General features: G+C 51.4%; 18 protein-coding genes. 13 read left to right on the top strand and 5 right to left on the bottom strand.

Annotated elements, in window-relative coordinates; translation table 11 throughout:
* Positions 1–135: 135 nt before the first annotated feature.
* Positions 136–990, top strand: coding sequence for a hypothetical protein (locus Pan241w_RS18290; protein WP_145218630.1), 855 nt, complete (start codon positions 136–138; stop codon positions 988–990).
* A 23-nt stretch (positions 991–1,013) separates the two neighbouring features.
* Here the strand turns inward: Pan241w_RS18290 and Pan241w_RS18285 are convergent, their stop codons facing one another.
* Entirely contained in the window at positions 1,014–1,469 is a 456-nt protein-coding gene (locus Pan241w_RS18285) for a hypothetical protein (RefSeq protein ID WP_145218629.1), read from the bottom strand.
* A gap of 177 nt (positions 1,470–1,646) precedes the next feature.
* Here Pan241w_RS18285 and Pan241w_RS18280 point away from each other — a divergent pair, with 177 nt between their 5' ends.
* Positions 1,647–2,513, top strand: coding sequence for a DUF1853 family protein (locus Pan241w_RS18280; RefSeq protein ID WP_198000007.1), 867 nt, complete (start codon positions 1,647–1,649; stop codon positions 2,511–2,513).
* Positions 2,514–2,570: 57 nt separating this feature from the next.
* On the opposite strand, the gene Pan241w_RS18275 is transcribed toward Pan241w_RS18280, so the two are convergent.
* Both Pan241w_RS18275 and Pan241w_RS18270 read right to left on the bottom strand, forming a co-directional pair.
* Positions 2,571–5,513, bottom strand: coding sequence for a M56 family metallopeptidase (locus tag Pan241w_RS18275; RefSeq protein WP_145218627.1), 2,943 nt, complete (start codon positions 5,511–5,513; stop codon positions 2,571–2,573).
* Positions 5,510–5,923 carry a BlaI/MecI/CopY family transcriptional regulator gene (locus Pan241w_RS18270; protein ID WP_145218626.1) on the bottom strand — a complete coding sequence of 138 codons (414 nt, stop codon included), beginning with the start codon at positions 5,921–5,923 and terminating at the stop codon, positions 5,510–5,512. Before Pan241w_RS18270 ends, Pan241w_RS18275 begins: the two co-directional genes overlap by 4 nt.
* A gap of 198 nt (positions 5,924–6,121) precedes the next feature.
* Between Pan241w_RS18270 and Pan241w_RS18265 the strand changes: the two genes are divergently transcribed.
* The gene (locus Pan241w_RS18265; protein WP_145218625.1) at positions 6,122–6,409 is read left to right on the top strand and encodes a hypothetical protein; all 288 of its coding nucleotides are present in this window, start codon (positions 6,122–6,124) and stop codon (positions 6,407–6,409) included.
* Positions 6,410–6,439: 30 nt separating this feature from the next.
* Here Pan241w_RS18265 and Pan241w_RS18260 read toward each other — a convergent pair whose 3' ends face one another.
* Positions 6,440–7,501 (bottom strand): HEAT repeat domain-containing protein, encoded by a 1,062-nt coding sequence (locus Pan241w_RS18260; protein WP_145218624.1) that lies wholly within the window; start codon positions 7,499–7,501, stop codon positions 6,440–6,442.
* Between the two features lie 488 nt (positions 7,502–7,989).
* On the opposite strand from Pan241w_RS18260, the gene Pan241w_RS18255 reads away from it, so the two are divergent.
* From Pan241w_RS18255 to Pan241w_RS18240, 4 genes are all read left to right on the top strand, one after another.
* Positions 7,990–9,486, top strand: a complete 1,497-nt coding sequence (locus Pan241w_RS18255; protein WP_145218623.1) for an SDR family NAD(P)-dependent oxidoreductase — start codon at positions 7,990–7,992, stop codon at positions 9,484–9,486.
* Between the two features lie 15 nt (positions 9,487–9,501).
* On the top strand, positions 9,502–10,677 hold the full coding sequence (locus Pan241w_RS18250) for a leucine-rich repeat domain-containing protein (RefSeq protein ID WP_145218622.1): 1,176 nt from the start codon (positions 9,502–9,504) through the stop codon (positions 10,675–10,677).
* 184 nt (positions 10,678–10,861) lie between these two features.
* Positions 10,862–11,566: a family 16 glycoside hydrolase gene (locus Pan241w_RS18245; protein ID WP_145218620.1), complete on the top strand. Its 705-nt coding sequence runs from the start codon at positions 10,862–10,864 to the stop codon at positions 11,564–11,566.
* A gap of 25 nt (positions 11,567–11,591) precedes the next feature.
* Positions 11,592–12,155, top strand: coding sequence for a putative signal transducing protein (locus Pan241w_RS18240; RefSeq protein WP_145218618.1), 564 nt, complete (start codon positions 11,592–11,594; stop codon positions 12,153–12,155).
* Positions 12,156–12,198: 43 nt separating this feature from the next.
* Here the strand turns inward: Pan241w_RS18240 and Pan241w_RS18235 are convergent, their stop codons facing one another.
* A complete protein-coding gene (locus Pan241w_RS18235; protein WP_145218615.1) occupies positions 12,199–13,068 on the bottom strand; it encodes a hypothetical protein in 870 nt (289 codons plus the stop codon).
* Between the two features lie 252 nt (positions 13,069–13,320).
* On the opposite strand from Pan241w_RS18235, the gene Pan241w_RS18230 reads away from it, so the two are divergent.
* The 6 genes from Pan241w_RS18230 to Pan241w_RS18205 all read left to right on the top strand — a co-directional run bounded on the left by Pan241w_RS18230 (position 13,321) and on the right by Pan241w_RS18205 (position 18,682).
* Positions 13,321–13,908 (top strand): DUF1990 family protein, encoded by a 588-nt coding sequence (locus Pan241w_RS18230; RefSeq protein ID WP_145218613.1) that lies wholly within the window; start codon positions 13,321–13,323, stop codon positions 13,906–13,908.
* Positions 13,909–14,023: 115 nt separating this feature from the next.
* Positions 14,024–15,643, top strand: a complete 1,620-nt coding sequence (locus Pan241w_RS18225) for an FAD-dependent monooxygenase (RefSeq protein WP_198000006.1) — start codon at positions 14,024–14,026, stop codon at positions 15,641–15,643.
* Positions 15,644–15,697: 54 nt separating this feature from the next.
* On the top strand, positions 15,698–16,027 hold the full coding sequence (locus tag Pan241w_RS18220) for a hypothetical protein (protein WP_145218609.1): 330 nt from the start codon (positions 15,698–15,700) through the stop codon (positions 16,025–16,027).
* A gap of 69 nt (positions 16,028–16,096) precedes the next feature.
* Positions 16,097–16,420 carry a hypothetical protein gene (locus tag Pan241w_RS18215; protein WP_145218607.1) on the top strand — a complete coding sequence of 108 codons (324 nt, stop codon included), beginning with the start codon at positions 16,097–16,099 and terminating at the stop codon, positions 16,418–16,420.
* 121 nt (positions 16,421–16,541) lie between these two features.
* Entirely contained in the window at positions 16,542–17,405 is an 864-nt protein-coding gene (locus Pan241w_RS18210; RefSeq protein WP_145218605.1) for a metallophosphoesterase, read from the top strand.
* Positions 17,406–17,560: 155 nt separating this feature from the next.
* Entirely contained in the window at positions 17,561–18,682 is a 1,122-nt protein-coding gene (locus Pan241w_RS18205; RefSeq protein ID WP_232107185.1) for a sialidase family protein, read from the top strand.
* Positions 18,683–18,783 lie beyond the last annotated feature (101 nt).

The raw sequence follows: 18,783 nt of genomic DNA, 5'->3' as shown, positions 1-18,783 counted from the left end.
TTTTCGTGGTAGAAATGAATCGATGGATCTAGAGAAATCGCTGAAATTACGAAACAGGTTCAAGTTGAGTAATCCCTACTATCGATAAACTGAAAGGGTGTACGTGTGTGTGCATGAAATCGAGAGGGGGATACGATGAAAATTGATTCGGTGGGTTCGAGTGGTCTGTTGACGCCGTCACAACAAAAGCGGCAGCAGGATCAGGATGTCCAGAATGTCTTCAGTGCGATGCTGGCTCAGTTTGGCCGTCAGGGATATGCTTCTGCCGAGGTTCCGGAGCAGTCGACCGAAGAGCCGCAAGCTTTAATCAAGGGACTGCAGCGCTCGTGGGACAGTTGGTTCACAGGAGAATTGAACGGTCGCTATTCCCAGGTTGAGAACCCTGAGGAATTGAAGCAGTCATTCGGCGAGCTCATTGTCCGTGCTCACGAAGAAGGAGGCTATGTCGATCCGAAAGGTTTCCTGCAGAAACTGTCTCAAGAAGAACTGGCTGTGGTGCAGAAGGTACAAAGCCTGGCCAGCCCGATCCGGGTGTCAGCGTTGACGGAAGAAGGGGCCTTGAATCTGCTCCTGCCGCCTGCGACACAAGTCGACTTGAATAACGACGGAATCACCCAAAGTGGCATCGCCAATGGACTGCGGTTTCCGAGCAGTAATACACCGGCTGCCGTCGCGAAAGCCTGGGAGGAAGCGACCGAGGGCATGAGCTTTGCCGAAAAAGCGATGGCTGAGTTACAAATAATGCTGCCGCTGATGACCGCCAATCTGGAAGTGGACGAAAACGGGAAATTCGTACGCCAATATGAACCCGGCGATCCCGAATACCGAAATCCCATGGCTGAAGTCGGTTATTCCTACGTCGCCGCCACCAAAGATCGACTGGATGCGCTGGAGTTCATGAAGCATGAAATTCCCGCTGACAGATACGAGCGTCAGAAATCGTTCTGGAACAAGTTTCAGCAGTCGTTGATTGATAATGGCGCGGAATAAACGCCGCACTTCTTTCTTCAGGTTCACGCTTGACTTTCTTCGTCCTCACTTTGTTCTGGGGAGTTCTGTGCATCGTAATATTTAAGCAGAAGTCGTTCGGAGCGGAATCCGGCTGAGAGGATCGCTAAGTAACTAAAGGCAACGCTGCCAAGAAAACCAACGGCAAAACCGATCAACATGCCGAGATTGCCCCAAAAGAGGGCCATCGATTCTACTTCCTGTTGATCCAACTTCAAGATCAGCCTGATCGAGAGCGACAGAACCCAGATCCAAGCGGCGACCAAACTGACCGACAAAAGAATTCTTCCATAACGCCATCGATCCCATGCTTCGATGTTTCGCCTGATTCCCGCGATGAATTCATCATCAGACTTGCGCTTTCTGAAAGGCAACAGTTTCCATATCATGATCGCCTCTTCCTTCTCTAGAAAAAGAGCCAGGAGTGAAATCAGTATTACCGTTTTGCTGGTGCCGCTCAATAGCAGGGATTAAACGTCGGCATCTCTGGTGGAAACGGCTGATGCCAGCAGAATGATCAAACAAATGCGGAGTGATGCCAATAGAAGGTTCCGATTACTTTCCGGTGAGGTATACTTTCTGTCTCTCAATCAAGGACGGATTGATTTAAACTAACCGCTATGCAACATGATCCGAAAATGGCACAATCAAACAACTTATCAGAACCACAGGCACTTCGCGACTTGAAATGGGCTATCACTAGCCCGTCGTTAATTTTAGAGTCACTCAAAGAAGAGCATCATTCCGAAGTTCCCGATTTCCAGGTGATCGACGTACCGCACCTGGAGAATTATCTCACCCCCTATTCCCGTTTTCGGATCGGAACCTATTTTGAAGGCCTGGTCCTGTATTGGCTGGAACATATTCGCCGACTGAAAATCATTGCCCGGCATCAACAGATTTTTGAAGAGAACCAGACGATCGGCGAGATCGATATTCTGTTCGAAGACGAAGCCGGCGTTGTGAATCACTGGGAAATCGCCGTCAAATTCTATCTGTTTGATCCCGGTGATAACGAGACTGGCAGTCATTTCGTGGGGCCGAATGTGAAGGATACATTCGAAAAGAAAATGCGGCGGCTGTTCGACTTTCAGCTTCCTTTAAGTCAGACACACTTCCCTGAAGTCGACCGACGTCAGGCGTTTGTCAAAGGCATGATCTTTTATCACCCCGATCACAGTTCCCCCAAACAACTCCCGGAGAAACTCTCTCCGAGACATGAACGAGGCAGCTGGCTACACCTCTCCGCGCTCTCCCGGCTTACCGCGCAGCATGGGGAACTGCGGTTTCTGATCCGCGAAAAACCGGACTGGTTATCCGCGGCTCTCTGCAGCAAATCCGATGACAGGCTGCTCAACTTCAAAGAGTTGCAACAACAGCTGGAAACACATTTTCAGCACAAACAGCGTCCGATTCTGATCAGCGCGCTCACCTGCCAACAGTCCGTTTACCGCGAAGTCGACCGCGTTTTCATCGTCTCCGAATCCTGGCCGTGGATTGGCTAAAAAATGCACACATGATCCCAAGGCATTTTCTGATTGCTATGAATTACAAAAAAATCCTCATTCCGGTTTCGGCAGGATTTCCAATAGCACCGCTTTGACTGATTCCAGTGGTGTCTCTCGGCTTGAGAAACCGGCGTCTCCCCAGATGGCGCTGGAACTTTGTGATCTGCTTCTGCCCGGCTTGACTGGAGGTGGGGCTACGATAAATTCCAGACGATGCTTCAAGTCAATCGTTGCATGGTAATACCAACTCACCGTCATTTTGGATTTCGGAAACTGGTCTTCGAGCGGACGTTCGTGGAATTCAAAACTGTTGTTGTAAGAACCCATGCCCGAATAGAGGTTCCCGCGATGGCTTTCGAAGTGGACCTGGAATGGGCTGAAAACGTCAGACGTATATTGTCTGGCCTTGCCGTCGACGGGAAATTCGATCAGGGGCAACTCTTGATCCAGTGGGGCAATGCGGGCAGGTAGCTGAATCTGTTCAAAATAAATTGTCTTTGGCACCACATAGGGCACCATTTCAAAATGCGCGATTTCATTGCGAGGCAGCATGATTCGAACTGGAGAGCTGCCTGTCTGGGAGGAAAACCAGCCGCCCTCATTCAGGTTCTGTCTGCGTCCCGTTTTTGAGACCACCCACAGCGAGAATTTCTGCTCTCTGTTTCCGGTGATCTGAAAGATGATCTCTGAGGTGTTCTCGGTACCCTGGGCTTCTCCGTAAAACCCGGTGCTGGAACTCCAGCTGTTATGATTGCCTGCGCCCAGATAGGTGATCTCAAAGGAACTGCCATCGTGCTGCACCGTAGATCCGACGGCGGCTGGAATCTGGTAGCGAAAATCGTCACTGTCGTAGTTAAACACTTTCAGGACCAGGTCTACCGTATCGGGTAACTTCTCCCACAATGAGAACAGATGAAATCGGCTTTGTTCAGTCCACGTGAAGCCGGCGCCATACTGGAAGGACTGTAGCGGAATTTTCGTCTGCGAGTCCAGTACATCCACCTGCGATAACGCAAAACGAGATGAGACCGGGCTCGTGAGCTCAATCAACGCATGGTCCATAAACGTGCCGTTTGTGATCTTGAGCGAAGATCCTTTGACGGCAATCTTCATTCCCTTGCCGTCTTCCGTTGTCACTCTACCGTCGGCCTGACCACGGGCGACACGTCCGATACTGTATGCATTGGAACCTGAGATCAGTTCCAGCGTGTCGGTGCCTGTCGCGTTTTTGAGCCGGGTTGTCTGGGCGGCGGTCCGTGTGAAGTCCCGTGGCCGTGACCAGGGTTTCCAGACCATGACATCGGGTAAGATGCCATTTCGCGCGTTCGATTCGATCCAACCCAGGTTTTGAAACTCTGCAAAATAACCTTCGGGATAAGATTGTGAGCTCGTACGATACACGGTGTCATAGACGGGCAGATGAACCTGGCCTTGGGAATCTGTGATGAGCGCCACAAATTTCAATCTCAGACTTGGATCCAGCGAACCCTTTTGCACTCGATTGCATTCAATTTCCAGTTGGTCAATTGCGACATCCTGAATGGGATCACCATTGCCCTGTTTGTAGGTTTGTGTGAGCACAACTGGGGCATTGGCCAGGGATTCATTCAAGAGTCGCGAAGCCTCTTCCAAATTTCCATTCATACGATGCCACGTGCCCAGCAGATTTTGCGCGTAAAACAGCTTTGGATGCTGTTCCAGTATTGCTTCCAGTTTGTCTCGGGTTTCTGGGAGTGAAAAATCTCGGATATCATTTCGGGTAAAGAAGTACGTCTGTGCCAGTTCCTTGCATTCCTTAATGGCGGCCTCTTCACCAGCATCAATCCGGAAGGGAAGATTCCGCCAGCCCAAATCTCCTTCCAGTGTGGTTTTCGTGACAGGCTGTTGGTCCGGACGCATGCCAGGCAACATGACGAGCGCTACCAGCAGCGCGAAGATCAACGCAGGATACCGCAGGCGGTCTGCCCGAAACAGAGCACCGTCCATCAGGCGGCGAATTCGTCGGGCGGCAGGGTGTTCCTGATGCACAAATCCGAGCACCAGTGGTTCCGCCAGTCGGGTCGACTGCCGGCTCGCGGCTTCAATCAGCGTTTCACAATACCGTTCCGGCAGAGCAAGTTGTTTTGAGAGCAACAGATCATCACAGCAATCTTCGCGGGTCTGTCTGAGTGATCGTCGCAACCACCACAGGGCCGGGTGAAACCACCAGATGAGGCTTACCAGCGTTTCGAACCAGCCGATCAGCAAATCGCGACGGCGGATATGTGCCAACTCGTGGGCGATCACAATCGTCAGTTGATCGGATTGTAACTCTTCGGCGATCACACGCGGCATCACAATCACCGGGTGGAATGCACCGATGGCAAACGGGGCGTCCGTTTCGTCTGAAATGCGTAGAGCAGGGGGTGACTTCATTTGCAGCAGTTCAGAAATCCGTGCGACTTCCGAAAACAAAAAACCGTCTTGCTGAAGTGTACTCGCGCGTACAATTCGTCGCACACAGCGATAACGGTGAATCAGCAAGCCGACAAAGAACGCCGTGCCGAGTAAATACAGAGGCAGTAACAGATAGGACCAGTGGAATTCCGGTTCCGATACGACGGGAATAGACGCACGCAGTGATTCTGGTTGAGGCGTTGATTCGGTTTTCGATTTCGTCGCAGCCGGGGAGGGAATGCGGGAGCGACTGGCGTCTGATGCGAATTGGCTTGTTGTGGCGGGGGCTTCATCAAGCACGATAACCGGAGCGGTACTGCCAATATGATTTGGAGTGGTCGAGTACTTCGTAAACAGTCCCGTTTGCAGGTCCAGATTCGGCGGTATTGCGAATTTGATGAGTACCACCAGCAGAATCGCATAACGCAACGGAGCGCTGATAAAACGCCGTGTCAGAAAAAGAAACGCGAATGCCAGGATTGCGACAAATGCAGCCTGAATGCCGGCGCTCAGTATGAATTCGCCCCATTGTTCTGCAGTATGCTGGAAGAAGTTGATCATGATTTCTTTCCCTTCTTCTTTGATTTCTGTGTACGCAGGTCGTCCAGTAGTTGCTGCAACTGGGTAATCTCTTCTTCCGTCGGTTTACGCGTTTCAAAGAACGAGGACATAAAGGAGAGCGTATCGCCGCCAAAGACTCCCTGGAACAGGTCATTCATCAAATGATGATAGGCCCGCGTCGATTCGCGCGTCGCACGAAATACAAACGCCTTCCCCTGATCTGCCTTGCGTTTGGTGACCAGTTTCCGGGCTTCCAGCCGTTTGAGCAGCGTCATCACAGACGAGGGCTCCATCTTGCGCACAGGCTGCAAAGCCTCACAGATCTCTTTGACTGTGGCCTCTTCCAGTTGATTCAAACAGACCAGAACATCACGTTCCGCATCCGGTATTTTTGCTTTTGAATGATTCATGCCTTTATTAAAAACGACAAATGTCAAAATGTCAAGAAGAAAAAAGACAAATGTCGTAATATATGCAAGGTGCTTCAATCGGGCATCGTAAATCGTTCAGTTACTTAAATTTAATTTGCTGCAGTCACTCTTTTTTTAGTATCATAAGAGCCAGATAACCAACGAGGGCAGGGGTACTCGCTGAGGAGAAGCTGCTAAATGAAGTTATCAAAAGAAAAACTGATCACATTACTGGTGGTGATAGCCAACGGCATTCTGGGAGCAACGATCGGCAACTTTTCAGAGAGTCGACTCTGGGAGGCGACTTTCGCAGTGCTGATGTCGCTACCCGGCATGGTCATCATCTGGAAGAAAGAGGCCTTGTCTGTGACCGGCTTAACCCGGGGCCTGCGTCGCGATTCGCCGCCGTCACTGCTGGACCTGATTGGCTGGTTTTTCCTGCTGGTCATGCCGGTTCTGTATGTGTATAAACTCAGTCAATTGTGAGTGAAACTCCTGACCAAAAGTGCGTGAAAGTTATTTCTCTTTTGTGTTATGATCCAGCCAGAGCTCGACGAACCGGGCCAGCAGTTTGGTGTATTCTTTTTTCTCATCAAAACTACGGCCAGATTGCTCAGCTGCTCTTACCACGGCACAGGCCGCTTGCCAGCCGTCAGGCTTGTTTTCGCTTACTGGAGATTGTTCTGGGTTCTGCTTTGTGAAGACGTCGATTTGGCTCTGGCATTCCTCGATAAACTGCGCGCGAACTTCCTCAGGCAATTCATAATCTTTGAATGCATCCTGTAAAGTCTGTTGAGGACCATCAAACCATTCCAATGAGGGGGTCAACGTTCGTCGGAGCGGGGCGGAAGCTCCGGGAAGAATTGCTGCAATCGCTTTGACCGCCGCCTGCTTGATTGTGAAGTCGCCTTCAAAGCGTCGTCTGATCAAAGTCGGCAAGGCAGAGATGGCTTGAGGACCGAACTGTGCGAGTGCATTGGTTGCCGCCAGGCGCACCTTGCGGTGCGAGTCGTTGAGTGCTTCTGTTAAATCTGGAATAATAAAGCAGGCGGCGGTACGAAAGTAAGTCAGACCGACGGCGGCCCGACAGCGAACCGGAGGTTTGGGATGTTTAAGAGCAGCCAGTAAGGCATCGAGTGTCTGACGATGTTTGTCCAGCGTTCCCGAGAGCCCACGCAGCGCCGCTTCACGAACAAGGGGGCTTTTATCAAACAACGCGCGGTCCAGCAGGGCCTGGTGAACTTGATCGTCACTGACATGCGGGGCTAATGCCAGAGCTGAGGCCTCGCGGATTGTCCAGAGCCGGTCCTTGACTGTTGTCAGCAAATGTGGCACGACGTTGCTTCCGTCCAATGCCAGTTGAACGCAGATATTGATTGCCCGCCATCGTTTTTCGGGCTCATCAGCGCGCATTGACTGGAGCAGCAGCTTTGTTTCCTCTTCGCCACATACCTGAAGTTCCAATTGCTCTGTTGCCCATTGACTCCGCAGCAAGTCGGGATCTGTCAGCGCGCAATAGAGAAGTTGAAGCTGAGATTCGGTGTGTGTTGAATCATTCTCGGGAAAGGGGTTAGACATAAATCAGGCTGCAATCAATTTTGGGCGAATCGAAAAACTTGGCACCAGAGGGGCCTATTTTATTACTTGATTGTAAAGAGAGCGAACCTCAGGAAAAAGTTCGTTGTCTTTTTTTGTAATAAGCAGAGTAGCATGTGTTGGTTTACCGGGAAATCAGAATGAGATAAAGTATCAACGCTCCGGTCTTCTAAGATTTAAGATTCGCTTTGCTAAAGCGGGATGCGGGTGAAAATCCCGCCCGGGGCATTCTTCTCTTATCAGCCATAACAACTCTGGAATCTTGCCTGCTTTATAGTTTTTGGAGGATGCGGTAGAGTCAGTCTGCTCCGGTGGTCTATCAGTCTGCTCCGGTGGTCTAAGAGAATAAGATACGCAGCTGCCAACTGCGGGATGCGGGTGTAATTCCTGCCCGGAGCATCTTTCTAATCAGTTTCTGATCAGAAATCACCGGTCCTCGATGAGATGTTTCTAACAGCGAGATCTGACGGATGGATGAATTGAAACCGAATGCCTGTGCGACAGACAACGATTCCCTTCCCGTCACTGACGAGGAACTCGCAGCCTGTCAGCGGGTATTGCAGATGCTGGCAGAGCGGCCTGAACTCTGCCTGAAACCGGATGGCCTTTTTTCTGAAGTGTTGCACCAGGCATCGCTGTTGGGACGCAGAGTCAAGGCGTTGCATAAAAAGGAGAGCCGTAATCGCGACAGAGCAATCTTCGAAAACGCCGGTATCCGCGAGAAACGCAAGTCGAAAAACGACGGGCGTTATCTTCTCACCGACGATTCTGCACCTTCTCAATTTGAACCGCAGACACTGTGTCACTCGCGCCGCTGTTATATCTGTAAACAACCTTATCAGCAGCTGCATCCGTTTTATGATCTGATGTGTATGGACTGTGGCGATGAGAACTTTCGCAAGCGGTCCCAGACGGCAGATCTGTCGGGACGAACCGCCATCGTCACCGGCGGACGTGTGAAGATTGGATTTCAGACTGCCTTGAAACTGTTGCGCGGTGGCGCACGCGTGCTGGTCACCAGCCGTTTTCCCTGTGATGCAGTCCGGCGTTACGCTGCCGAAAATGATTTCGCGGACTGGAGTGACCGTTTACAGATTTCTGGCTGCGATTTTCGCAGTCTGAAAAGTGTGACTCAGTTTCTGGACGAGGTACAGGCACGTTTTTCTCAACTGGACATCCTGATTAATAACGCGTCGCAGACGATTCGACGTCCTGCTGCCTTCTACCGGCATCTGCTGGAAGGGGAGCGGCAGTTCGATACGTTACCGCCTGAAATCCAGTCCGTTCTAGTCCGGGAGAACAAGTTCAGCGGCAATCTTGAACAGCGCGCTTCATCTGCAGTTCCGAAGCAGGAGCAATCCCAGATGTCCTTTTCCGCTGCGCTGTCGCAGACAATCGTGCATGAGGAAGATGCCGGTCATGATCTGCTGGCATTTCCGCCGGGATTGCTGGATGGAGACAGTCAGCAGATTGATCTGCGTCACAAAAACAGCTGGATTCAAGAATTGGGGGATGTCTCGTTTCCTGAATTGCTCGAAGTCCACGCGGTCAACTCTCTGGTGCCGTTTCTTCTGATTCAAAAACTTGAACCACTGCTGTTGAACAGTCCGAATCCGCAGCGCTTTATCGTCAATGTCTCCGCGATGGAGGGGCAGCTCAATACACACTCTAAAACGGGATTTCATCCGCACACCAATATGGCCAAAGCAGGCATGAATATGGTCACACGCACGAGTGCCGAACGATTTGCAAAACGGGGAATCTATATGACAAGCGTCGATACCGGCTGGATCACGAACGAATTTCCACATCAGAAAACCGAGCAAATGCAGCAAGACGGCTTTCAGCCACCCCTCGATGAGATTGATGGGGCGGCGCGTGTTTGTGATCCGGTCTTCGTCGGCATCAATCAGGGGCAATTACTGTATGGAAAATTTCTCAAGGACTATCGGGAAACTAACTGGTGATGGAAAGAGTGCTCCATGAAAGAACGTGTGGTTTATTGTCCGGTTGGAAATGAGTTTTCTCCCTGTGATCCATCCGAGGTACAGCCGATTGTCGCGCACCTGCGTCAGAATCAGCCGGTGCCCGAGCAATTGATCTTTACGCGCGGCAGTCATCTTCCCGACGGCCGGGTTGATCTTTGTAAACAGTGTGTCGGACCGGAGGGAACAAAACTGGTCGCCGCCGCCGTGGAAGCGAACGAGCATACCCGTCACCTGTTGATGGGGGCAAACGGGATGGGCAATATCGGAGCACAGGCGATCTCGGAAGCGATTCGCAAAAGCAAAACGTTGCAGACGGTGTATCTTGGCTGTAACCGGATCGAAGCAGAAGGGGCGACTGAATTGGCACAGGCAATTTCAGACAGTCCTTCAGTTCGGGCGCTCTGGCTAAAACGAAATCCGATCGGCTTCGAAGGGGCGCGGCAGATTGCAGACATGCTGAAACGGAACTCACAGATTCGGACGCTGGATCTGGTGCATACGAAAATCGGCAGCCAGGGCGTACGGCTCATCGCCCGAACGCTGGCGACTGAAAAAACAGCCGTCGAACTTTTGTATCTGGGAGGGAATGAAATCGAGACAGACGATGCCGACGTGCTGGTGGAACTGTTACAAAACAATCAGACGATTCGTGGCCTGTATCTGAGTGTGAATCGCTTAAAGGATGAGGGAGTCAACAAACTCGCCGAAGGCCTGCGATTGAATCAGGGATTGCAAACCTTGAGCCTGGCCAGTAATCGAATCGGTCCCGCGGGTGCTGTGGCGCTCGCGTCTGCTTTGGAAACTCACCCCAATTTAATCAATCTCGATTTGGGTTATGATCGCTCTACCAATGTGCTCGGCGAGCATCCTAACTCTCTGGGAGATGAGGGCGCTGCTGCCATTGCCGACCTGATCCGGGCCAATCCACGGTTGCGTTCCCTTAATCTGCTAAGAAATGGGATTACCGACCGTGGCGTCCGCAGGCTGATTGATGCGTTGCAGAATCATCCGTCTCTGGTCCAATTGAAAATCGGTAAGGGAATTCGCCATTATTACAAACGTCGGCTTCGTCAACTTTTGGAACGCAACCAGCAGAATCTGTCCAATTCACCTGTGTCAGACGATGATATTCTTGCAATTCGCAGCATTTATCGTACTTTAAAGAAATAAACGAAGCTGGTTCCAAGTTGCTTTACTTAACTGTTAGAGATCCAGCTGATACTCGATTTTCCACCGGTCTGGTTCCTGATGACTGCGATCACTGGGAAATACCAGAATAAAAAGTTATGCTGGAACGGCTTGATCTGGCAAGTTTCAATTTCAAATCTCATTGGTCTGTTTTCTGAAAGTGCTCATGATGTCAATTCACCGCTGCTTCTTCTCACTCGTCTGTCTTGCATTTGCTCTCCCGGTTTTCGCGGGGGCTCCGGAAGCGATTCCCGCTGATGACTATCGAAATCAATTGTTTTTCGAGGACTTCGCGGAGCTGAAACCAGGGAAACAGTGGAACTATTACAAGAGTTCGTCGGTGATCAAAGATGGCGTTTTACAGGGCGTGGAACTCAAAGATGGCGGGCACGCGGCCGTGCATCAACTACGGACCGAACCTTACAGTGATGTCGAGCTGACCGTCAATCTCAAGTTCGCCGGATCGCCTTACACCAACCTGACATTCAACCAGCACAAGTTCAAAGGCTCACATGCGGGGCATCTCTGCCGCGTGGTGGTCTCGCCCACAAAGGTCACACTCCGCGACGGCAAGACCGGCGTCTTCAACAACGAGATCTTCAAAAAACGTCGTGCTAAGGAAAAACTGACCGCCGAAGAACAGGCACTCCTGAAACGAACCCAGGCCGTCTTTCCAGTAAAGCTCGAAAAGGACAAATGGTATACCGTCACCGTGCGCATCAAAGGGGACCTGATGCAGGCCTTCATCGACGGCAAACTGATCGGCTCACTCCGCTCTCCCGGTATCGCCCACGCCACCAAAGACAAAATCGGCCTGGTCACGCCAAAGCAATCGATTCATTACGACAACGTGAGTGTACGAGTGCCTTAAGTAGTTCTCATTCAGGAACACCGCCATGTCGAATGATTTTGTCACCGTTGCCACATTAAACACGCCGACAGAAGCCAGTCTGGTTCGTAATCAGTTGGAAGCGGAAGACATTCGCGTTTTTCTCTCGGACGAAGAAGCGGTCGGCATGGCCTGGTATCTGGGGACTGCGATCGGCGGCATCAAGGTGCAGGTCGCAGAGGAAGACGCCGAGCGGGCCTTCGCCATTCTGGACGAACACGATCCGGTCCCCATCAGCGAAGAAGACTGGAAAACCGTCGAAGGGTTCGAGAACGGCTGGGACGAGGACGAGGACGAAGATGAGTCTCCGGCAGACGCATCTCTGGAAGAGCAAGCAGACGAGGATGCCCCCGCAAGCAACCTGGATCAGGAACTGAACCGGGCGTATCGCGCCGCCTTTCTGGGCATCCTGTTTCTGCCGTTACAGGTTTATTCGATCGGAGTGCTGCTTACGATTGTCTTAGGCGACCACGAGCTCACACCAGCCCAACAGAAAAAAATCAACATCGGCTTCATTGTGGATTCCTTCCTGTTGGTTGTGATTCTTTATTTTTTCTTGCCTCTGCGGTAGATGCTGTAATTTCTAACTGCTTCGTGCAGCAGCATTTTCTGAATTATTTCCCAATACAATCAGGTTTGAACTCATCGTCCCATTCCTTGACCGCCTGTTCTGCTTCGACGAGCGCTTTCTTTTTTTCCTCTCGTTCTGATTTGATTAAGAACCAGAAAAACGGGGCAGCCCAGATTAGCATTCCTGTCGGAGCAATGAATCCACGATACTCTCTGGGTAGATCTAATAAGATCAACAGGAATAAGATCATGGTTGCAGCACCGGTCCACCAAAGCAGATAAATGAGCTCTTTGTCTGCACTGGTCGATCTCACGTAGATTCCCTCTTTCGGAACGGTATAACGAAAGCCCCACATACAAAGAGGGAGCAGGGGCAAGAACAGATACCCCGGTTTTTGCAGGCCCCAGGCTGTGAAGATGCCGATCAGTGCAGTGATGCCGGTCATAATGAAAGTCAATCGATCCCAGTTCCTGCGGGTATGCAGCACATCATCCGGCCCCGGCTCGCGAGGTTTGTCTGGTTTTGGCTTCAATAGCGGCAGAGCAATCTTCAGGCAGAACAGGGGCCAGTTCTGCTGTTGGTCTTCTGGAAAATGGTTGCGAAAGTATTGAATCAACCAGAGCTGTTCTGCTTTCGTATAGTAATAAAAATTAATCGTGCCCCTTTCATCTGCCGTTTGGACTTTGATCTGCCCATGCGAGGACAGGCTCCAGTGAACAATTTTGATGTCAGACAGTTTGATTTCTCTACAGCCAAACACGCCTTTTAGAAAGAGTTTTCCATTCTGCAATATGATTGAGACATACTTCCAAACCAGTATGCTCCAAGTGAAGAGCGGCGCGATGAAGAGCCAGCAGCCTGCTGCGAACGGGATCGAATAGACTCTTCGATCGACCGGCGCACTCAGCCACATTGCCCATTCACCACCGAAACAAATCAAACCGAAAAAAATCAGGCATGTAACCCCGTCAGTTAGAAAATGTTTCTGCGGGCGAAATGTTCTGTTAATTGGTTCCCGCTCCATCAATTCCGCATTTTTTGGATTTGTAACATCCACTGTAACCTGTTCCCTGTTTTCTCTATCTCCAGATTCGTAATCTGTTGATAGTGAAAACGAGTTTTGGCTCACTTTGGATTAAAAAAACTTTCAGAAATATCAAGTAGCATGTTTCTCCTCAAACAGCCTGAGTCAGAGCAGATCGCTGACTTCATCGCGGCACAAGCCCGGCTGGAGTTTACGTATCCCGATGCGGGAGCAACCACATTGCCCACACCACCCGCTGGATATCAGATCGATCATAACCGGATTTGTCTGGGACAGGGGAAAGCATTATACGAACAGGCGAAGCAGGCCCTTGTTGACTGGCAGCACTATCGCTTCGACTGGCTGACGCTGCATCGCCCGGATGCTGCACCTGAGCCAGGTCAGACGGTGGCGGCTCTGGCGCATGTTCTTGGGATCTGGGTATTGAATGCCTGTCGGGTGGTGTATGTGGTGGAAGAGACGGAGCCGCTGAGTCGTTTCGCGTTTGCGTATGGCACGCTGCCCGATCATGCAGAGACAGGCGAAGAACGTTTTCAGGTCGAATGGCATGCGGACGATGATCGCGTCTGGTATGATCTCTATGCGTTCTCGCGACCGGGTCAACTGCTCTCCAAAATGGCGTATCCCTATGTCCGCAGCAAACAGAAACAGTTCGCGCGGGAATCTCTGCTGGCGATGCAGGCTGCCGTTCTCCCGGATGATGGTTAAAACTGTCAATTCCCGGTTGAGCTGATACACTGTTCTTAGTAATACAAGATGACAGAAAGCAAACAGACTCTTCTCATTCTCCAGAAGGTGTGATCAGAAGAATGGAAATTATATTGTGAGTCAAAGTCAAACTTTACCTGAAGCGACTCCGGTTTTGATTGTGGGAGCCGGGCCGACCGGACTGACGCTGGCGGTTGAGCTGGCGCGACGTAACATCGACTGTCTGCTCGTCGATCGCAATCCCGAGCCGCTCCCCTTTGATCGGGCGACCGTCATTCACAGTCGTTCGCTGGAATGTTTCGAGACCATGGACGTGATCGATGCCTTTCTCGAACGTGGCCTGGTCATGCGCGGCTTCAATATATTCGCGAATGGAGAGAAGGTGGCTCAGACCAGTTTTGAGAGTCTGGAGTGTCGACATCCGTACGATTTGAATCTTTCCGAAAACGAAACGGAAGACATTCTCACCGAACGGTTGGAACAACTCGGCGGTCAGGTTTCACGCGGCTGGTCACTGGAAGGGCTGGAGCAGACCGATTCCGGCGTGACCGCGTTTCTGAAATCAGCCGACGGAATCGAACAGAGTGTCTCCGCGGACTGGCTCGTTGGCACGGACGGCATTCGCAGTCGGGTGCGGGAAGCGATCGGTGTCGAAGTTTCCGGTCATCAGTACCCGGCGCTCTGGGGTGTGATCGATGGGCAGATTCTTAACTGGAAGCATGAGTCCGATCGGGCGGCAATTCAGATTGAAGCTCCCGCTTTGAATCCGGTGCCACTTCCCGGGGATCGCTGGAGGATTTATTTTCGCGCTGTTGAAGATGCGGATCCTTCTACACTGTTAGACTGCATTAATGCGGGTCTCGATGCAATCTCTCCTGGTTCTTCGCTGCAGGAACCGGATGAGCCGATCCTCTATCATACGTTTCGTCAGTTGAGCGCCCATTATCGCTCGGGGCGTGTTTTACTGGCGGGAGATGCAGCACATGCCTGCAGTCCCATCCAGGGACACGGCATGAATACCGGCATTCAGGATTCCTTTAATCTGGGCTGGAAGCTGGCACACGTTCTTTCCGGGAAGGGGGGCTTCGGTCTGCTTGACAGTTACGAACAGGAACGCCGCCCGATCGCGGCGGCCGTGGGGGCATCAGGCGATGTCGTCGAAGAATTACGCACAATTCCCGATGACCCGGCTGCGGTCGCACGGGTCAAACGCGCCCTTTGCGCCATGCTGCTTACAGCCAGTGGCCAACAACAGGCCGCGCGGGATGAAACAGGAATTGACTTTCATTATCGGAACAGCCCCCTGGTAAAAGGCTATCACGCTGACGGGGAAACAGCGCAACAGTCGTGGATGGGACCGCTGCCCGGCGATTGTCTGCCAGATGCGGGACCTTTGATGCCGTCGACAACAGAAGAGACTCTGACCTTATTTCAATTGATGCAGACCACCGGGCATGTGTTACTCTGGATGGCCGCCGATTCGACAGCGGTTCCAGATCGAATGGAAATCGAATCACTGCTGCAGCCGGGCGATGTGTTTTACGTCATTTCAACGGACACGCAACAAGCTGCTCTCGCGTACTGGCTTTCTGATACCACGGGGCAAGTTCACGCACGCCTGGGAGTGATTGATCCCTGTCTGTTTCTGATTCGTCCCGACGGACATGTCGCTATGCGCTGCGAACCGCCCGAGTTATCGCAGGTTGCCGCATATTATGAGCGATTAAAATGTTAACAGGTATGAGTAACCATCAAGGACTAACAGCTTGATTCACAATAGGGGACACCGATGTCACTCACGAGAAAACAGCTCAAAACACTGAATAATATCCGAAGCTTTAAAGAGAATCCGCCTGATTCCATTTTCGTATTAAAGAAGAATCTGGCCTACGGTCTGAAGGTCAGCGTACCGTTGGGACTTGCCATTTATCTGATGTCTCTCCGGAACTGGATGATGCCTGTTGCTTTTGTCGCAGGTATCATTTGCGGAATCTGGTACATTATTTTTATACATGTTTTGAGTGCGAAGCGGTTGCGGTTTTGGGTATTTATGGTTCGGGTGATCGACTGGCAGAAATGTGATGAATTGCAGGGGCAGAAACCGGTTCAGTCGGAGTGATGCGAAAAGTTTCCTTAAACCGCAAATGAGATAGATGTTTTGATCGTTTTTCTTTCTCAGGACAGACAGATGCCACTTTCTAAATTTGAGCAACGTTTCTTCAAGTCGGTACGTCATTACGAAACGCATCCCCCCACGTTTCAGAAATTATTTTTCGGATGTATTCCGATTGGTGTGTTACTGCCGATCGGATTAGCTATCATCGCTTTTTTGTCGTATCAGGACGGCCAACCATTGATAGCGATGTTATGCTTCGGTGTTTTCTGTGGGACATGGATGACACAACTCCGCGCTGTCATTGCTTCCCTGCGAGTGTGGAAAATTCTGATTCGCGTGATTGACTGGCAGAAATATGATCAATTATTAGAGCAAGAGTCTGCAGACAGCAATTGAAGTCGACCCGGATACAGGAAAGACGATGCTTTGTTTTTGCTGCAGAGGTGACTTTACTTCAGGGAACGGGTATTTTAAAACCTGTTTTCTTTTGTTAATTCACTCCTGAGGATCATCATCAATGCGATTCAAGACGTCACCGCTGGGGCTACTGCTGATACTGTTTACCGTTTCAACGGCAGTCGGGCAAAACCAGCCCGAGCCCGATGTGCAGACCAAGCCGGGAGTCACGTTCTATGTGATGGGCGATGTCCCCTATAAGCCGGTGGAAGACGCACGACTACCAAAACAAATGAAAGCGATCCCCGACGATGCCGAGTTTGTGGTTCACCTCGGCGATATCAAAGGAGGCGCGGCACCCTGTGATGAAGCCATCTACCGCAAGGTGTTTGGCATGCTGCGCAAGTCGAAGAAACCGGTGTTTATTATTCCGGGCGATAACGAATGGAACGACTGCCCCGATCCCGATCAGGCTTGGCGACTCTGGGAACAGTACTTCATGCGGTTCGATCGTCGCTGGCAGCATACCCTCCCGGTGATTCGGCAGTGGGAACGTGAAGAGAACTTTTCCTTTGTGAAGGGGGGCGTGCTGTTTGTGGGACTCAACATTGTCGGAGGTCGCGTTCACGATGCGGCGGAGTGGAAACAGCGCCACGCTGCTGATCTCGACTGGGTCCGTCGCAACTTGCGTCGTTATGGTAAGGATGTCACCAGTCTGGTACTTCTGGGACACGCCAAGCCGGTTCCGAACCACAATGATTTTTTTGATCCCTTCAGTAAAGAGGCGATGCAATTCGAAAAACCGATTCTCTACATTCACGGCGATGGTCATGTCTGGATCTATGATCGCCCGTTTGCTGCCAAAAATATCTTACGCGTCGAAGTGGATCAGGGCGGCATCGCCCCGCCGCTGAAGGTGACTGTGACGGGTGACAAAACCAATCCGTTTCAGTTTGATCGTCGGAATGGAAAGCCAGCGAAATAACTGATAGATCGTCGTCAAACGATTCAATTTCAATAACTCAATTAAGCGATGCTCCAATGAAAACCGCGCTCAGTTTGTTTGTCTTCACACTTAGCACTGTTTCGGTCCTTTTTTCAGCGGATCCCATTTCAAAGAAACAGGCCGAGATTAAACGCATGGAACAGATCGCCGATCTGGCGCTGATTCCTCCCATTTTGAATACGTCGCCTCTTCCCGAGTACGATTACGATCGGCTCGATTATGGTATGACGATCGGCATTGAGCGGACGCCGGGCGGGCGTCTGTGGGCCTGCTGGGTTGCCGGCGGTGACAGTCCCAAAGCGTTCTTTGTGTTAGCGTCCAGTGATGATGACGGCGAACATTGGTCCCATCCGCGTCTTGTGCTCGATTCACATTCCCCAGAACTTCCCATGGATCGCAGCATTCTGGTGGGAAATCTGTGGACCGATCCCACGGGCCGCCTCTGGTTGATTTTTGATCAATCGATGCATATGTTCGACGGCCGTGCCGGGGTCTGGGCGACCATTTGTGAGAATCCGGATGCGGAGACGCCGGTCTGGTCAAAGCCGCATCGTATCTGGCATGGCGTGACCTTGAACAAACCGACGGTGCTCTCGAATGGTGAGTGGATGCTGCCGATCTCGCTGGATCAACGTACCGGTTTCGGACCGTTTAAAGGCTGCTTCAAAGAACTTGATCCTGTCCGTGGTGCGAATGTTTTTGTTTCGAAGGATCAGGGCGCGACATGGGAACGTCGCGGTGCGGCGCGGTTTCCTAACCCCGACTGGCATGAGCACATGATCGTGGAACGCAAAGATGGCTCGCTCTGGATGCTGGCCCGCACAGCGAAGGGCATCATGCAGACCACGTCGACGGATGGCGGGCGAACCTGGGCGACTCCCACAGCACCAGAAAATATCAAACAGCCCAATGCTCGGTTTCACATCCGACGTCTCGCTTCAGGCCGGATTCTTTTGATCAAACACGGCGATCGGATTGATGCCCATCACGGACGTGTGCAGCTCAGTGCCTGGCTTTCGGAAGATGAAGGGATAACCTGGAAAGGGGGATTAATTCTCGATGAACGCAAAGGGATTTCGTATCCCGATGGATTTCAGGCTCCGGACGGGACCCTCTATATTTCCTATGACCGAAACCGATCCACCGATGGCGAGATCCTGCTGGCCCGCTTTACCGAGGAGGATATCCTGGCGAAGAAGCTGGTCGGTTCGAAGTCAAAGTTGAAAATGCTGATCAGCCGCCCCTTGGCTCCTTGAAGTGTCTTATTCTGTGTATTCTTCTTAGATACCGGTTTTGATAGACATCGCTCTCGGTTCAGGCACAATTTCCTGAAGAATTTGGGAATCTGAACAAAAAT

Origin of the sequence: Gimesia alba, from assembly GCF_007744675.1 — a bacterium.
In the GTDB taxonomy this organism is placed as follows: domain Bacteria; phylum Planctomycetota; class Planctomycetia; order Planctomycetales; family Planctomycetaceae; genus Gimesia; species Gimesia alba.
Note: the sequence above shows the minus strand (reverse complement) of the source record. Positions and strands in the feature narration are given on the sequence as shown.

Coding starts and splice junctions, on each gene's coding strand:
- Pan241w_RS18250 (WP_145218622.1), top strand. CDS start 9,502: ATGAAAGAACGTGTGGTTTATTGTCCGGTTGGAAATGAGTTTTCTCCC.
- Pan241w_RS18220 (WP_145218609.1), top strand. CDS start 15,698: ATGTCACTCACGAGAAAACAGCTCAAAACACTGAATAATATCCGAAGC.
- Pan241w_RS18255 (WP_145218623.1), top strand. CDS start 7,990: ATGGATGAATTGAAACCGAATGCCTGTGCGACAGACAACGATTCCCTT.
- Pan241w_RS18215 (WP_145218607.1), top strand. CDS start 16,097: ATGCCACTTTCTAAATTTGAGCAACGTTTCTTCAAGTCGGTACGTCAT.
- Pan241w_RS18290 (WP_145218630.1), top strand. CDS start 136: ATGAAAATTGATTCGGTGGGTTCGAGTGGTCTGTTGACGCCGTCACAA.
- Pan241w_RS18210 (WP_145218605.1), top strand. CDS start 16,542: ATGCGATTCAAGACGTCACCGCTGGGGCTACTGCTGATACTGTTTACC.
- Pan241w_RS18280 (WP_198000007.1), top strand. CDS start 1,647: ATGGCACAATCAAACAACTTATCAGAACCACAGGCACTTCGCGACTTG.
- Pan241w_RS18245 (WP_145218620.1), top strand. CDS start 10,862: ATGATGTCAATTCACCGCTGCTTCTTCTCACTCGTCTGTCTTGCATTT.
- Pan241w_RS18240 (WP_145218618.1), top strand. CDS start 11,592: ATGTCGAATGATTTTGTCACCGTTGCCACATTAAACACGCCGACAGAA.
- Pan241w_RS18265 (WP_145218625.1), top strand. CDS start 6,122: ATGAAGTTATCAAAAGAAAAACTGATCACATTACTGGTGGTGATAGCC.
- Pan241w_RS18230 (WP_145218613.1), top strand. CDS start 13,321: ATGTTTCTCCTCAAACAGCCTGAGTCAGAGCAGATCGCTGACTTCATC.
- Pan241w_RS18260 (WP_145218624.1), bottom strand. CDS start 7,501: ATGTCTAACCCCTTTCCCGAGAATGATTCAACACACACCGAATCTCAG.
- Pan241w_RS18270 (WP_145218626.1), bottom strand. CDS start 5,923: ATGAATCATTCAAAAGCAAAAATACCGGATGCGGAACGTGATGTTCTG.
- Pan241w_RS18205 (WP_232107185.1), top strand. CDS start 17,561: ATGGAACAGATCGCCGATCTGGCGCTGATTCCTCCCATTTTGAATACG.
- Pan241w_RS18275 (WP_145218627.1), bottom strand. CDS start 5,513: ATGATCAACTTCTTCCAGCATACTGCAGAACAATGGGGCGAATTCATA.
- Pan241w_RS18235 (WP_145218615.1), bottom strand. CDS start 13,068: ATGTGGCTGAGTGCGCCGGTCGATCGAAGAGTCTATTCGATCCCGTTC.